The sequence below is a fragment of the uncultured Amnibacterium sp. genome, from assembly GCF_964250715.1.
GTDB lineage: Bacteria > Actinomycetota > Actinomycetes > Actinomycetales > Microbacteriaceae > Amnibacterium.
This window is the reverse complement of the sequence record NZ_CAXUGX010000003.1, coordinates 175012-189431: the sequence shown is the minus strand read 5'-3', so window position 1 is coordinate 189431 and position 14420 is coordinate 175012. Positions and strand designations below refer to the sequence as shown.

Here is a 14420-nt window from a genome sequence, read left to right as displayed (position 1 = left end):
TGCGCCCCTGAATCGCTCGCGGCGGGAGGTTCCCGCTGTCCGAGCTGTGCACGGCCCGCTGATGGAGCCCATACGTGTAGCGGATGCCCCACCCGCTGCCGCCGGATCCCGCCGAACCATGGATCCCCCGTCGATACGACGGGGATGGGCCAGGTGCTGTCTCGCTCCACCGACGAGCCGTGCGAGTGCACGTTCAAGGCGGAGGCGGGTCAGCGCGCGGTGGGAACCGTGTGCGATATCACAGTAGCACCACGGATATCCACGGCGGGAAGCAGCGCCTGCCACACCATGTCGGCCTGATCAGTGACCAGTTGGGCCGCGCTCAGGCGTTCGCCGGGATCGCTGCCGAGCACCAGGATCGACGGCCCGGCACCCGAGACGACGGCGGCGTGACCGGCGGCCCGCAGCAGCGCGATCAGGCGATCCGTTTCGGGCATGGCGCTGGCGCGATACGACTGGTGCAGCCGATCCTCAGTGGCGTCCAGCAGCAGCTCCGGCGACTGGATGAGCGCCGCGATCAGCAGAGTCGATCGGGAGACGTTGAAGATCGCGTCCTCGTGTGGAACCGACTGCGGCTGCAGGCTACGGGCGAGTTCGGTCGACATGGTGTGCTCGGGCACGAGCACCAGCGGCGAGACCCCCCGGTGCACCAGCAGCTTCTTGTGCTGCGGACCGCCCGCGCCCACCCATGCGATGGTCAAACCGCCGAACAGGGCGGGCGCGACATTGTCGGGGTGCCCCTCCATGGCGGTCGCGACCGCCAGCAGCTGCTCGTCGGAGCTGTCCACGAGGCCTTCCAGCAGCGCTTGCGCGGCGACCACTCCGGAGACGATCGCCGCGCCCGAGGAACCGAGGCCCCGGCCGTGCGGGATCGTGTTGTGCGCGGTGAGCGCCAGCCCGGGCATCGGCTGACCGAATGCGTCGAACGCCGCGGCGATCGCACGGGCTACCAGGTTGGTGGCGTCGGTCGGCACCACGCCCGCACCGACTCCCGTGACCGCCACGTGCACGCCGGGGCTGTCCGTCACCTGCACGGTCAGGGTGTCGTAGATGCTGAGGGCGAGCCCCAGGGTGTCGAAGCCCGGGCCCAGGTTCGCGGTGGTCGCCGGAACCTGCACCGTCACCGCGGTGCCGGGGAGGAGCGACGTCACACGGCTCCCGCCGGCTGCCCGGTCAGGCCCAGGACGCCCGCGATAGCGGCGGCGTCGACCGGCACGCTGACCGGGGCGACGTCGACTCCGTCGGCGCCCTTCAGCGCCCACTGCGGATCCTTCAGCCCGTGCCCGGTCACCGTGAGCACGCAGGTGGAGCCCGCCGGGATGGCGCCGGCCTCGGCACGCTCCAACAGGCCGGCGACGCTGATCGCGCTGGCGGGTTCCACGAAGATGCCCACCTCGGCGGAGAGGATGCGGTGCGCGGCCAGGATGCCGGCATCGTCGATGGCGCCGAAGTAGCCGTCGCTGTCCTGCCGCGCAGCCAGCGCGAGCTGCCAGGAAGCGGGGTTGCCGATGCGGATGGCACTGGCGATCGTCTCGGGATTGCGGACGATACGTCCTTCCACGATCGGCGCGCTGCCCGCGGCCTGGAAGCCGAACATGCGCGGCAGGCGGGTGACCACTCCCCGGTCCGCCTCCTCGCGATAGCCGCGGTGATACGCGGTGTAGTTGCCGGCGTTGCCGACGGGGACGAAATGGAAGTCCGGCGCGTCGCCGAGCACCTCGACCACCTCGAACGCCGCGGTCTTCTGGCCCTCGATGCGGTCGTTGTTCACGGAGTTCACCAGGTGCACCGGGTAGTGCGCGGCCAGCTCGCGGGCCAGCTCCAGGCAGTCGTCGAAGTTGCCCTGCACCTGCAGCAGCTGGGCGTCGTGGGCGATGGCCTGGCTCAACTTGCCGAGTGCGATCTTGCCCTCCGGCACCAGCACCGCGGCGGTGATGCCGGCGTGGGTGGCGTAGGCGGCGGCGGAGGCGGAGGTGTTGCCGGTGGAGGCGCAGATGACGGCCTGCGCGCCGTGCTCGATCGCCTTGGAGATGGCCATGGTCATGCCGCGGTCCTTGAAGGAGCCCGTCGGGTTCATCCCCTCGAATTTCACGTAGACCCGGGCGCCCGTGCGGCGGGAGAGGGCCGGCGCCTCGATCAGCGGCGTGCCGCCCTCGCCGAGCGTGATCACGGGGGTCGCCTCGGTGACATCCAGCCGGTCGGCGTACTCGCGCAGCACCCCGCGCCACTGCCGGGAGATGACCCGGCCCGGGACCCGCCTGGGGTCGACCTGTGTCGGCGCTGCTGTCACGGCCATGCCCTTCGTGGATGCTGCTGGCGCGGCGGCGACCCCGGCCGGGCCGCCGGTCACTCGCCCTCGATTCGGAGCACACCGCGCACGGCGGCGACCTCGCCGGCTCGCGACAGGTCCTGAACCGTGGCGGCCAGCGACGACTCCGACGCCCGGTGTGTGCCGACCACCAGGGTAGCGGTGCCGGAACCGGGCGCTCGGGACTGCACGACCGTCTCGATGGAGACCTCGCGCCGGCTGAAGACCGCCGACAGCGAGGCGAGGACGCCCGGTTCGTCGCGCACGTCGAGCGTCACCTGGTATCTGGTCGTCACGAGGCCGGGGTCGAGCACCGGCAGCGCCGCCGACACCGAGCCCAGCAGGCCCGGGCCGCCGATCACGTGCCGGCGGGCTGCCGAGACCAGGTCGCCGAGCACCGCGGAGGCGGTCTCGGGGCCGCCCGCGCCCGCGCCGTAGAACATCAGGCTGCCCGCGGCGGACGCCTCCACATAGATGGCGTTGTTCGCGCCGTGCACGGCGGCCAACGGATGGCTGCGCGGGATGAGGGCGGGGTGCACGCGCGCGCTGATGCCGGGGGCGCCGGAGGGATCGGTCAACCGCTCGCAGATGGCCAGCAGCTTGACCACGTGTCCGCTCGCGCGGCCGGCCGCCACCTGGTCGAGCGTCACGTGCTCGATCCCCTCCACGGGTACCGCGTCGAGCGGCACGCTGGTGTGGAACGCGAGGCCGGCGAGGAGCGCCGCCTTCTGGGCGGCGTCGGCGCCGGAGACGTCGGCGGTCGGATCGGCCTCGGCGTAGCCCAGTTCGGTGGCGCGCTCCAGGGCGGACTCGAAGGAGTCGCCGTGCTCGTCCATCCGGTCCAGCACGTAGTTGGTCGTGCCGTTCAGGATGCCGAGGATCCGCTGCACGTGGTCGCCGGCCAGGCTGTCCCGCAGCGGCCGGACGATCGGGATCGCGCCGCCGACGGCCGCTTCATAGGCCAGCTGTGCGCCGACCCGTTCGGCGGCTGCGAACAACTCCGGCCCGTGCGTGGCGAGCAGCGCCTTGTTGCCGGTGATCACATCGGCGCCGCTGTCGAGCGCGAGCAGCACGTACTCGCGGGCGTCCTCGATGCCGCCGATCAGCTCGACGACGATGTTGGACGACAGGATCAGGCTGCGCACGTCGGTGGTCAGCAGCTCGCGCAGCAGGGCGGGGTGCCGGGGCGCGTCGAGGTCGCGCACGGCCACGCCGACAAGCTCGACCGGGGCGCCGACGCGGGCGCGCATCTCGTCGCGATCGCCGATCAGCCGGGCGGCCACCTCCGCGCCCACCGTGCCGGCGCCCAGCACGCCGACGCGGATCACCTGCTGCCGGGCGTTCATAGGGTGTCCCCGGCGCTGTCCCGAGCGTCGGTCCCATCGACCGCAGTGCCGTTCGAGGCGCTGCCGTCGAACGCGGTGTCACGGGCGAGCAGGTCGTCGATGGTCTCGCCGCGCACCAGCACGGTCGCCCGCCCCTCCCGAACGGCGACGACCGGCGGCCGGCCGATCAGGTTGTAATTGCTGGCCAGGGCGTGGTGATACGCGCCGGTGACGGCGACGGCGACCAGGTCGCCCTCGTCGATGTCGCCGGGCAGGTAGGCGTCGCGCACCACGACGTCGCCGCTCTCGCAGTGCTTGCCGGCGACGCGGGTCAGCACCGCATCCGAACCGGCGGTGCGGGAGGCGAGCAACGCTGTGTAGTCCGCGCCGTACAGGGCGGCACGCACGTTGTCGCTCATCCCGCCGTCCACCGACAGGTAGCGCCGCGGCGCGGTACCGCCGGCCGGCAGCGCCACCTCGACGTCCTTCACGGTGCCGGCGGTGTACAGCGTCACGCCGCCCGGTCCGATGATCGACCGGCCGGGCTCCACGGCCAGGTCGGGTACCGGGATGCCGAGCGCCATGCACTCGCGCTGCACGACGGCGACCAGGTCGGCGGCGAGCCGGTCGATCGGCGCCGGATCGTCCGCCGCGGTGTAGGCGACGCCGAAGCCGCCGCCCAGGTTCAGCTCGGGGACGTCTCCGCCGGCCAGCAGGTCGCGGTGCACGGTGAGCAGGCGTCGGGCGGCCTCCGCGAACCCGTCGACGGCCGCGATCTGCGAGCCGATGTGCGAGTGCAGGCCGAGGAACCTCAAGGAGGCGCGGGCCCGGATGCGGGTCACGGCGCCGGGCACGTCGGGCAGGGCGATGCCGAACTTCTGGTCCTCGCGGGCGGTCGCCAGGTACTCGTGGGTGGAGGCGTGCACCCCGGAGTTGACCCGCAGGCGCACCGGCTGGGTGCGGCCGTGCCGGTCGGCGGCGTCGGCGACGCGGTCGATCTCGGCGACGCTGTCGAGCACGATCGCACCCACTCCGACCTGCACGGCGCGGTCGATCTCGGCGCGCGACTTGTTGTTGCCGTGGTAGCCGAGTCGGGCCGGATCAACACCCGCGGCCAGCGCGACGGCCAGCTCGCCTCCCGTGCAGACGTCGATGCGCAGGCCGGCCTGCTGCATCCAGCGGGCGACCGCGACGGAGAGGAATGCCTTGCCGGCGTAGTAGACGTGTGCGCGCACGCCGGCGGACGCCGCCGCCTGCTGGAACGCGCGCAGGACGGCCGCCGCTCGGTCGCGGACGTCGGCCTCGTCGAGCACGTAGAGCGGCGTGCCGAAGCGGTCGGCGAGCTCGACGACGGAGACGCCGCCGATGCGCAGCGCACCGTCCTGGTCGCGCTGCGCGGTGGCGGGCCAGACCCGAGGATCGAGCGCGTTCTGGTCGTCGGGCGGGGTCAGCCACGCGGGCGCCAGCGGGCTTGCCGCGACAGCCGGGGCCGAGTTCAGCGGGGTCACACACACCTCAAAAGGACTGGTCGTCAGGTGCGGCGAGCGGATCCGGATCGACCCCTGAAGCCGCACCCAAGCCTACGGCACGCCGGGCGCGCCGCTCGGGATCAGTCCCGCCCCTGATCAGGCCCCGAACCACCGGAGCCGGACTCCCACGCCCTTCCGGAGGATTCGCGCGGTACCTGTGCCTTCACGCGGTGCGCATGCCCACCGCGTGAACGCGTACGTACCGCGCGAGATCGGCGGCAGTCGGGAGGACGCCCCTCTCAGCAGTGGCCGGTCGTCGTGCCGAGGGTGCCGAGGTCGAGCTGCTCCCCCGCGAACGTCACCGTGGCGCTGCCGGGGTGGCTCGCGATGCTGGTCAGGTGCAGCGTCGGCGGCAGGTACTTCGCGGTGCACACGGAGACGCCGTCCGGCAGCAGCAGCTTGATCAGAGCGATGCCCGGCAGGCTGATCGGCCCGGCTTTCAACTGCGCCGCGGTCGGCGTCAGATGCACCGAGCCGCCGCGGACGGCCGGGACCAGGGTGAGCGCGACCGTGACCGGGATGCCCAGGATCGGCTTCACGACCGTGGTGGCGACGCTGCCTTCGCGCAGCGTCAGCGCACCGATACCGGCGGAGCGCGGCGTGACGGCGCGGATCAGACCCTGACTGAGCCGGAGCGTGCCGGTCGCCCGCGCAACCGGGCCCGTCCCGGAGACCGGCAGCCCGTACGCGTCGATGGTCGCGGCCGCCTTCTGGCCGCTGATGGTGAGATCGCTCGTCAGGTGCACGTGGTCGAACGAGCCGTGCGCCCACTGCCAGAGCGACGAGAACCCGTCAACCCGCGCATGCACGGCGCCCGTCACGGTCGCCGGCAGGCTGCGCTCCACACTCCGCTCGATCTGCGACTGCGCGGTCGCGCGGAAGGCGGCCTCGCCCACGACCGCGGCGACCACCAGCAGGATCAGGACCGCCAGCACGATCACCGGCGCCAGCCAGCGCCGCCTGCGCGATCGCCGCGGCAGGACCACCGGAATGGGCTTGGTGTCCGCCGTCACCTCCGTGGTCATCCCGTCGTCCCCCTCCGCGGCACATCCGTCATCGCCGTGCCGGCCCGACTACATGCGCTCCGGCGCGGTGACGCCGAGCAGGCCCAGGCCGGTCGCGAGCACCTGGGCGACCGCGTCGTTCAGCACCAGCCGGGTGCGATGCACCGGCTCGACGGGCGCGTCGCCCTGCGGCAGCACCCGGCACACGTCGTACCAGCGGTGGAAGGCGCCGGCCAGCTCCTCCAGATACCGGGCGACGCGATGCGGCTCGCGCAATTCCGCGGCCCGCTGCACCAGGCGAGGAAACTGCTCCAGCACCCCGAGCAGGTCGTTCTCGCGCGGATGATCGAGTAGGGCCGGATCGAAAGCATCGCGGCCCTGCGCCTCGCGGGTGACACCGGCCGCGACGGCGTTGCGGGCGACGGAGCGGGTGCGGGCGTGCGCGTACTGCACGTAGTAGACGGGGTTGTCGTTCGTGTGCCGGGTCAGCAGGTCCAGGTCGATGTCCAACTCGGAGTCGGCGGAGCTGCGCACCAGCGAGTAGCGGGCGGCGTCGACTCCGACCGCCTCCACCAGGTCCTCCATCGTCACGACCGTGCCCGCCCGCTTGGACATCTTGACCGCGACCCCGTCCCGCACCAGATTGACCATCTGCCCGATCAGCACTTCCAGGTTCACGTACGGCGTGTCGCCGAACGCGGCCACCATCGCCATCAGGCGCCCGATATAGCCGTGGTGGTCGGCGCCGAGCATGATCAGGCAGCGCTCGAACCCGCGCTCCCGCTTGTTCAAGTAGTAGGCCAGGTCGCCGGCGATGTACGCCGTCTCGCCGTTGCTCTTGATCACCACCCGGTCGCGGTCGTCGCCGAATGCGGTACTGCGCAGCCAGGTCGCACCGTTCGCCTCGTACAGCTGCCCGGCGGCGCGCAGCCGGTCGAACGCGTGCTGCACCGCGCCGGATTCGTAGAGTTCGTTCTCGTGGAAGTACACGTCGAAGTCGACGCCGAAGTCGTGCAGGGCTGTGCGGATATCGCCGAACATCAGGTCCACACCGATGGCGCGGACCACCTCCTGCGCCTCGGTCCGCGGCAGCGCCGCGATCGAGCCGTCGTGGGCCGCGACCACTCGAGCGGCGATGTCGCCGATGTAGGCGCCGCCGTAGCCGTCCTCGGGCGTCGGCTCCCCCAGGATCGCGGCGAGCACGGTTGCGGAGAACCGGTCGATCTGCGCGCCGTGGTCGTTGAAGTAGTACTCCCGGGTCACGGCCGCGCCCTGCGCCGTCAGGATGCGCGCCAGGCTGTCGCCGACCGCCGCCCACCGCGTGCCGCCCAGGTGGATGGGGCCGGTGGGGTTGGCCGAGACGAACTCCAGGTTCATCGGCACGCCCGCGAGCGTCTCGCCCGTGCCGTAGGCGGCGCCCGCCGCGACGATCGTGCGCGCCAATTCGCCGGAGGAGGAGGCGTCGAGCGTGATGTTGATGAAGCCGGGGCCCGCGACCTGCACGGCCGAGACGCCCTTCAGCTTGCCGATGCCCTGCGCCAGCTCGCCCGCCAGCTCGCGCGGGGGCACGCCGATGCGCTTGCCGACCCGCATGGCGACGGTGCTGGCCCAGTCGCCGTGGTCACGGTTGCGGGGCCGTTCCAGCTCCAACTCGGCGTCGGCCAAGTCGATCGCGGTGCTGCGGCCGGCGGCCGCGGTCTGCACCAGCGAGCGCAGCGCCTCGGAGAGTTCGGCCGGAGTCATGGGTCTCAATCGTACGGCGAGCCCTGGGATCGCGACCCGCGGCTGCGGCAGGGGTCGCGGTGACCACGCGGTTGCTAGGGTGCCCCGTCCAGGCGGACGGGAGTGGACAGGGGCGGATCAAATGAGCGGACGACGCGTCGGCGCCCTCGGCACGACTGTCGCTGCCGCTGCCTTCGCCGCGGTCGTCGTCCTGCTCGCCGGCTGCACGTCCAGCCCCGTCGCTCCGCCGGCTCCCCTGCGCACCGCGACGTCCGGCCCCTCCGGCTCGCCCAGCGCGACGATGAAGCCGGCGCCGTCCTCGACCCCGAGCGACGCCACTCCGGTGACGCTGAAGTGCGCGGTGCTGGTACCGATCAGCGTGCTGGCGAGCTTCGGCGGCGACTTCGCGACGGCCGAGCCGGAGCCGGAGCCGGGCTCGGACGCAGCGCGGATAGAAGCACTGCGGGGCAGGACGTGCCGCTGGATCGACCGCACCTCGAACGCGGTGGTGGAGGTGTCGGTGGCAAAGCCCTCCAAGCACGATCTGCTGCTGCTGAAGAACGACCTGGTCGAGCGCAGCAACTCCGTCCCCACCTACGGCGAGGAGGGGTACTTCCAGCTGGTCAAGAAGGTGGGTCAGGTCGACGCGTTCCACGGTCGCTACTGGATCGCGGCGGCCTCGCCGCTGTTCTTCGAGCCCGGCGATGCGAGCGGAGTCATCCAGTCGGTCGGCGACGCGCTGGAGGGCAAGCCGCTTCGTCCCTCACCGACCCCTTCGCCCTCGGTCACCGACTCCGTCGCTCCGCCCGCGCCCGCCGCCAGCGCAACGCCCTGACGCCGATCGGGCCGTACCCATCCGCCGCACCGATGCCGTCCGCGGAATACACAGCAGCCGTGCGGCGCTCGACGAAGCATGACTGTTGACGGAATCTCGACCATCGGCCTCATCGGGGCCGGCAACATCGGCTCGCAGTTGGCCCGCCTGGCCGTGCAGCACGGCTACCGGGTGGTGCTCAGCAACTCCCGCGGGCCGGAGACGCTCGCCGACCTGGTCGCGGACATCGGGGCCGGCGCCTCCGCGGGTACGGCGCTGCAGGCAGCGGAGCACGGGGACGTGGTGGTCGTCACGATCCCGCTGAAGCACATCGACCAGGTGCCGGTGGAGCCACTGGCCGGCAAGATCGTGATCGACACGAACAACTACTACCCGCAGCGCGACGGGCAGATCGCGGCGCTGGACACCGAGTCGACGACGACCGCGGAGTTGCTGCAGCACCACCTGCCCGACTCGAAGGTCGTGAAGGCCTTCAACCACATCATGGCGGCGCACCTGACGGAGCAGCCGACGCCGGCCGGCACCCCGGGCCGCCGCGCGCTGGCGATCTTCGGCGACGACGAGGCCGCCCGCACGACCGTCCGAGCCCTGATCGACGAGTTCGGCTTCGACGTGGTCGACGGCGGCCCGCTGTCGGAGAGCTGGCGCATCCAGCGCGACACCCCGGGCTACGTCACGGTCGACACGGCCGACGAGCTGCGCGCCGACCTGGCCGCTGCCACCCGCCCGCCGAGCTGATAGTCGGCCCCAATGCGACTCGGGGCGAGGTGACCCCGGCTGCTACCGTGGACCCACCTGGCCCCCATAGCTCAGGGGATAGAGCACTGCCCTCCGGAGGCAGGGGCGCAAGTTCGAATCTTGCTGGGGGCACAGCCGAAAGCTGGGGGCACACCCCGAAAGAGTGTGAACTGGTCATAGGGCCCTCACCTTTTCCGGCTCAGAGCGCCGGTGTACGCGAAATGGACGCGAAGCTACGCGATCGAGGACCACGCTGAGCGCGTTATTGTCGGAATCGAAGAGGTCCGCGTACACGTCGAGGGTGACCGCGGCCGACGCGTGACCGAGCATCCGCTGCAAGGTTTTCACGTTCGCGCCGAGGCTCACCGAGAGGCTTGCGGCCGCGTGGCGCAGTTCGTGCGGAGTCAGCCTGGGCTCGCCGATGTGAGCCGCTGCAGCATCCGGGGCGGAAGACCTTTGCCGCGGATCCGGGAGCCACTGCGGGCGCCGCGGAACACCCGCTCCTGGACGCCGCGGCCGGCGACGAGGACGGCGAGCTCGTTAAGGATCGACCTCGCTACCGGAACGCTGCGCGCCTCGTAGTCCTTCGGGGTCGACTCGACCTGCACTCCCCCGGACTCCACGACGGTGTGCTGGATCTCGAGCCTGCCGCGGAGGAAGTCGATGTCGCCGACGCGCAGCCCGGACAGCTCGCCCCAGCGCAGACCACAGAAGGCAAGGACGCGGACGAGGGTGCCGTACCCGTTCGCGGCACCGTTCTGCTTGCCCGCCCCGATCCCGTCGACGATCTCCGCAAGTTCGTGCACCTGCGCCACGGTCAGGTAGCGCTTCGGCGTCGCCGATACGCGGGGTAGGTGCATCCCTCGCGCCGGCTTGACCTTGAGCCGCCGTCCCGCACGGCCGCCTTGAGCCGATGCTGCCGGCCGGCTCCGCGCGCGAACTGCTTATCACGGACCGGACCGTCCTCAGCGGCTCGGCGTATTGGCGGTGTCCTGCGTGCGGTCTAACCGCAGTGGCTTTACACCGAGAACCGAGCGGCGGACGCTTACGAGCCGTCTGACGGGCTCTACGGGCGCTGCTCTCCGATCGCTCGCCGAAGGTCCCCGGGCGTGTAGGTGCCGCCGCGATGCAGCATGCGGTGGCAGTTGGCGCACAGGAGCACGAGGTCATCGAGCCGTGTGCTGGTTAGTCCACTTACGTGGAGCGGCACGACGTGGTGAACCTCGACGTAGCCGACCGCGTGGTCCGCTCCGTAGACGCGGTCGAAGTTGAAGCCGCAGACCTCGCAGTCTCGAGGTCGACCGGTCTCGGCGATGTGCTCGAGCTTGCGTCGCCGGATGGCGGGGTCCCTTTCCCGACGACGAACCCATGCCGCTATTAGGCGACCTTCGCTCGCCTCAGCGTCTTGGTCTATCGCAGGGTCGAGGGCCTCGCCGCTCTCCATAAGTCTCCGCGCGACCGCCGCGTCGCGGCGCCCTGCCGCAGGATCATGGAGCCAGCGTTCTACGACAGCCGCTGTGAGGCTGCCGCCGCGAGTAGGAACGCCCGTGTAGTCAGGATGCAGGGTCCTGATGTCCTCCGCCTTGCGCTGCACACTCGACGAGCTGCGGAAGTCGTCGGGTCGGCCCTCCAGGGGATGAATCCTGGCCCCGCGGAGCAGATCCGACAGCTTCGTCGCGACCTCTGACGTGGCACGGACGCCCGTCCAATCAGCGCGGTCGACCGCGTCGGCCACCAGGAGTACCTCATCCTCGGTCCACGAGAAATTGCGAGGCATCGGTCTCCTTCTATGAGTTCGTCATCCTACGAAGCGGCTGTCTCGCTCTCTCGAACCGATGCAGCCGGTCGGCACGGCGCGTGAACTGCTGGTCGCGGACAGGTCAGCAGTGGCCGGCTCGGCGTACCGGGAGTACCCGGCGTGCGGCGTGACCTCGTCCGCGTGACCGCTTGTGGAGCGACATGCTCTAGACGGCTGAGCAACCCACGAGCATCTGGTCCTCGCAGAACACTCCGTACAGATAGACCGCCTGCAGGATCCTTTAGCTAACCGAGTGAGTGCGACTTCCGGAAGCCTGCGAGCAAGGGGACACGCTCCTTCACGTATTCGGGAACTGGGTCCGGAAATTGCAGCCGGTTCGAAGCCTTCATGGCGCGGGGCTGACTAAGCACGCGGAAGGATATGGTCCCAGAAGGCTGGATAGAATTGAGACAACGGACTTTCAGAGGTTGCGCCTTCTGCAATAGCAGCTCGCGCCTGACGGGTGATCTCTTGGCGATGCAAGTCGATTTGAGGAACGAGCACGTATATATCGGTCATGTCAATCTCGACCGTGCGGTATTGCCCCACATCAAACGGAAGCTTGTCGCCCGTGCGTATCAACTGCACGACGGGTTTGCGGGTTGCATTCCGCAAAGCGAGCTCGTAATAGACGTTTGGGTTGCTAAAGCTCAGGTCCGCGATGACCAGCCTTGATTTTGCGACGTGCTCCATCACTTGACCAGTGATCAATCCGGGCTTACTGATCCCGTCGGCTCTAACTGCACGAAGATCCAAGTCCTTCAGCGCAGGCTCGATCAAGGCCGTAAGGACCAAATCCGCATGCCTGCGCTCAGCGGAACCGGGACTGCCGATGGGCGAGATCACAAAGCAAACGTCGTCAAACTCGTCCCCAACACGGGCTCCTCGTCGCGACGCAGGAGCACTAGAGGTGAGGGCTGCCCCACTTGTCCCGCCCGGAGCACGAACGGGACGCTCCGAGGACGTCGCGTCCATAGCGACGCCACCGTCATCCATGCGCTCCACAACAGCCTCGATGGGAACGAGGTGTTCAGAACCACCAATGGTCCTAATAACACCAAGCTCGCGTGCATTAGCCAGGAATGTTTCAATGCACTCCGCGACCAGATCCTCAAATATGCCCGCCTCGCGCGCTGCGTCGCGCAACACCTCGACGGTGGGAAGTCGGTTCCCACGGTAGCGATCGTAGATAAATTTGAACGGTGCGACGGTTTCAATCGCGAGCTTGAAGCGCGCCGCAACTTTTGCCGCTGGGGCAGCATCGGGATTCGACGCGATAGATCCGAGCTGGGTGAGCTCAAGGAAGTCGGCGTTGTATGCGCCGGTCGTCAGGCCGTACTGCCCACTACTGGTGATGAGCTTTCGTGTGGTGCCTCCCTCTGCCGCGCGGTTGAGAGATTCAAAGAGTGTGAGCCGACGGATCGGCTGCCCTGCACCGTGAAGCTGGATGGATTCAGCGAGGAACAGCGCTTCTTTGAACGACAGTGCAGGGAACAAACGCACGTGGCGCGTGCGCCTAGGCTTAGGTACCAATGGTTCCGAGCCGCCGTCCGACGCCGTGTCCGCGGCGTCTTCGGATTCGGCGGACTCATCCTCAATCTCCGTCGACTCGTCCTCGACTTCCTCGAAGAGTTCGGGCGTAGCGCGCGGTTCCGAGTCGCTTGCCTGGTCACTCAAGAGGGTCTCCTGTTAGCACGACGCTGGGTGACGTCCCGGGCAGCCTAGCCACGCCCAGCTACTTGCGGAGTGCTTTCGGCATGCCTTTGGTCTGGAGATAGAATAATCCCCTGGTAGAAACACGCGCTCTACCAGGTCTTCTACCCGCCCGATGGATGCGTGCCACCGGGCCGATGGCCAGCGCGATCACACCGACGAGGATCAGTGCGATGCGCGTGAGACGGCTGCGCACCGCGCTCGCCGCACCCACGGGTCCTCCGGGCGCCCTCGTCTGCCCTCAGCAGAAGCGAGCCGACGCCGCCTGAGCGGGCTCTACCGTCGTCGCACCGCGCTCCTTCGGAAGCGAGCCGGCGCCCTCCTCCTGCTGATCGACGACAAGGAACGATGCTCATGGACGGTCCCGCCATCACCCCGAACGTGTTCGACAGCCTGCTCCGCGACCGGATCATCTGGCTGGGCAGCGAGGTGCGCGACGACAACGCGAACGAGATCGCGGCGAAGCTGCTGCTGCTCGCGGCGGAGGACGCCGAGCGCGACATCTACCTCTACATCAACTCCCCCGGCGGCTCGGTCACCGCGGGGATGGCGATCTACGACACCATGCAGTTCGTGCCGAACGACGTCGTGACGGTCGGCATCGGGATGGCGGCCTCGATGGGACAGATGCTGCTCACAGCGGGCACGAAGGGCAAGCGCTACATCACCCCGAACGCGCGGGTCCTGCTGCACCAGCCGCACGGCGGGTTCGGCGGCACCTCGAGCGACATCCAGACGCAGGCGCAGATCATCATCGCCATGAAGCGCCGGCTCGCCGAGATCACCGCGGAGGCGACCGGCAAGACGGTCGCCCAGATCGACGCGGACGGCGACCGCGACCGGTGGTTCACGGCCGAGGAGGCCCTGGACTACGGCTTCGTCGACCAGATCCGGTCGTCCGCCGCAGACGTCGCGGGCGGAGGAGGCACCGACCGCAGCGTCCCGGTCGCGGTCTCCCGCAGCTGAAGGTGGACGACATCTCCTCCTGCCTCCCGAGATCGGGCAGGAGCAGACGATCCTCGAGGGCATGCAGGGGTAGACGGCTTCTGCTGAGAGCAGAACACCGGGCGGACGGAGGAGTCGGCCGCTTGACTGCAGTCGTGACCTTCTCCGGAAAGCCCGAACGACTCTGGCGCCACCTCCTCGGCCATCGACTGCGCGCACTCCGCCGCGCTCGTCAGGAGACGCTGGGGGCCGTCGCCCGGCGCGCCAACCTGTCCGTGCAGTACCTGTCCGAGGTCGAACGCGGCGTCAAGGAGCCCTCGAGCGAGGTCGTCGCCGCGATCGCCGCGGCACTCGAGACGACGCTGCTCGACCTGACCGCGGCCGTCGCGGAGCAGCTGCGCGAGGAGCGCACCGCCGCACCCGTCGCGCCGCACCGAGGCGACTTCACGCTCGCGGCCTGACCTCGTCGTCGCGGACGGGGCGGAGAAGAGTGCGGCCATGGG

Annotated in this window: 14 protein-coding genes and 1 tRNA gene; 5 read left to right on the top strand and 10 right to left on the bottom strand. The window is 69.8% G+C overall.

Translation table 11 applies throughout. The annotated features are described in order from the left end of the window. Positions 1 to 209: 209 nt before the first annotated feature. From thrB to argS, 6 genes are all read right to left on the bottom strand, one after another. The gene (thrB, locus tag ACFE7H_RS04985) at positions 210 to 1151 is read right to left on the bottom strand and encodes a homoserine kinase (protein WP_375400113.1); all 942 of its coding nucleotides are present in this window, start codon (positions 1149 to 1151) and stop codon (positions 210 to 212) included. Next, the gene (gene thrC, locus ACFE7H_RS04980; RefSeq protein ID WP_375400167.1) at positions 1148 to 2239 is read right to left on the bottom strand and encodes a threonine synthase; all 1092 of its coding nucleotides are present in this window, start codon (positions 2237 to 2239) and stop codon (positions 1148 to 1150) included. The genes thrB and thrC overlap by 4 nt, the downstream gene beginning before the upstream one ends. A gap of 107 nt (positions 2240 to 2346) precedes the next feature. Further along, complete coding sequence (locus tag ACFE7H_RS04975; RefSeq protein ID WP_375400112.1) at positions 2347 to 3654, bottom strand: homoserine dehydrogenase; 1308 nt, start codon at positions 3652 to 3654, stop codon at positions 2347 to 2349. Next, positions 3651 to 5141 (bottom strand): diaminopimelate decarboxylase, encoded by a 1491-nt coding sequence (gene lysA, locus ACFE7H_RS04970; RefSeq protein WP_375400111.1) that lies wholly within the window; start codon positions 5139 to 5141, stop codon positions 3651 to 3653. The genes ACFE7H_RS04975 and lysA overlap by 4 nt, the downstream gene beginning before the upstream one ends. Before the next feature lie 260 nt (positions 5142 to 5401). Continuing rightward, on the bottom strand, positions 5402 to 6187 hold the full coding sequence (locus tag ACFE7H_RS04965) for a DUF2993 domain-containing protein (protein ID WP_375400110.1): 786 nt from the start codon (positions 6185 to 6187) through the stop codon (positions 5402 to 5404). A 48-nt stretch (positions 6188 to 6235) separates the two neighbouring features. Further along, positions 6236 to 7909: an arginine--tRNA ligase gene (argS, locus tag ACFE7H_RS04960; RefSeq protein WP_375400109.1), complete on the bottom strand. Its 1674-nt coding sequence runs from the start codon at positions 7907 to 7909 to the stop codon at positions 6236 to 6238. A gap of 121 nt (positions 7910 to 8030) precedes the next feature. On the opposite strand from argS, the gene ACFE7H_RS04955 reads away from it, so the two are divergent. From ACFE7H_RS04955 to ACFE7H_RS04945, 3 genes are all read left to right on the top strand, one after another. Then, entirely contained in the window at positions 8031 to 8723 is a 693-nt protein-coding gene (locus tag ACFE7H_RS04955; protein WP_375400108.1) for a hypothetical protein, read from the top strand. Positions 8724 to 8816: 93 nt separating this feature from the next. Continuing rightward, positions 8817 to 9461, top strand: a complete 645-nt coding sequence (locus tag ACFE7H_RS04950; protein ID WP_375400166.1) for an NADPH-dependent F420 reductase — start codon at positions 8817 to 8819, stop codon at positions 9459 to 9461. Positions 9462 to 9521: 60 nt separating this feature from the next. Continuing rightward, positions 9522 to 9593 (top strand) — tRNA-Arg (locus ACFE7H_RS04945). Between the two features lie 42 nt (positions 9594 to 9635). Here ACFE7H_RS04945 and ACFE7H_RS04940 read toward each other — a convergent pair. The 4 genes from ACFE7H_RS04940 to ACFE7H_RS04925 form a co-directional block, all read right to left on the bottom strand. Further along, positions 9636 to 9827 (bottom strand): integrase, encoded by a 192-nt coding sequence (locus tag ACFE7H_RS04940; RefSeq protein WP_375400107.1) that lies wholly within the window; start codon positions 9825 to 9827, stop codon positions 9636 to 9638. 38 nt (positions 9828 to 9865) lie between these two features. Continuing rightward, positions 9866 to 10321, bottom strand: a complete 456-nt coding sequence (locus tag ACFE7H_RS04935) for a hypothetical protein (RefSeq protein ID WP_375400106.1) — start codon at positions 10319 to 10321, stop codon at positions 9866 to 9868. Positions 10322 to 10527: 206 nt separating this feature from the next. Then, complete coding sequence (locus ACFE7H_RS04930; RefSeq protein WP_375400105.1) at positions 10528 to 11238, bottom strand: HNH endonuclease; 711 nt, start codon at positions 11236 to 11238, stop codon at positions 10528 to 10530. Between the two features lie 384 nt (positions 11239 to 11622). Continuing rightward, on the bottom strand, positions 11623 to 12936 hold the full coding sequence (locus ACFE7H_RS04925; protein WP_375400104.1) for a hypothetical protein: 1314 nt from the start codon (positions 12934 to 12936) through the stop codon (positions 11623 to 11625). Between the two features lie 390 nt (positions 12937 to 13326). On the opposite strand from ACFE7H_RS04925, the gene ACFE7H_RS04920 reads away from it, so the two are divergent. Then, positions 13327 to 13938, top strand: a complete 612-nt coding sequence (locus ACFE7H_RS04920) for an ATP-dependent Clp protease proteolytic subunit (RefSeq protein WP_375400103.1) — start codon at positions 13327 to 13329, stop codon at positions 13936 to 13938. A 122-nt stretch (positions 13939 to 14060) separates the two neighbouring features. Next, positions 14061 to 14378 carry a helix-turn-helix domain-containing protein gene (locus ACFE7H_RS04915; protein WP_375400102.1) on the top strand — a complete coding sequence of 106 codons (318 nt, stop codon included), beginning with the start codon at positions 14061 to 14063 and terminating at the stop codon, positions 14376 to 14378. Positions 14379 to 14420 lie beyond the last annotated feature (42 nt).

Excerpts from the sequence above, each read along its gene's own strand:
- ACFE7H_RS04920 (WP_375400103.1), top strand. The coding sequence starts at position 13,327 with ATGGACGGTCCCGCCATCACCCCGAACGTGTTCGACAGCCTGCTCCGC.
- ACFE7H_RS04930 (WP_375400105.1), bottom strand. The coding sequence starts at position 11,238 with ATGCCTCGCAATTTCTCGTGGACCGAGGATGAGGTACTCCTGGTGGCC.
- argS (WP_375400109.1), bottom strand. The coding sequence starts at position 7,909 with ATGACTCCGGCCGAACTCTCCGAGGCGCTGCGCTCGCTGGTGCAGACC.
- ACFE7H_RS04975 (WP_375400112.1), bottom strand. The coding sequence starts at position 3,654 with ATGAACGCCCGGCAGCAGGTGATCCGCGTCGGCGTGCTGGGCGCCGGC.
- ACFE7H_RS04955 (WP_375400108.1), top strand. The coding sequence starts at position 8,031 with ATGAGCGGACGACGCGTCGGCGCCCTCGGCACGACTGTCGCTGCCGCT.
- ACFE7H_RS04935 (WP_375400106.1), bottom strand. The coding sequence starts at position 10,321 with ATGCACCTACCCCGCGTATCGGCGACGCCGAAGCGCTACCTGACCGTG.
- ACFE7H_RS04965 (WP_375400110.1), bottom strand. The coding sequence starts at position 6,187 with ATGACCACGGAGGTGACGGCGGACACCAAGCCCATTCCGGTGGTCCTG.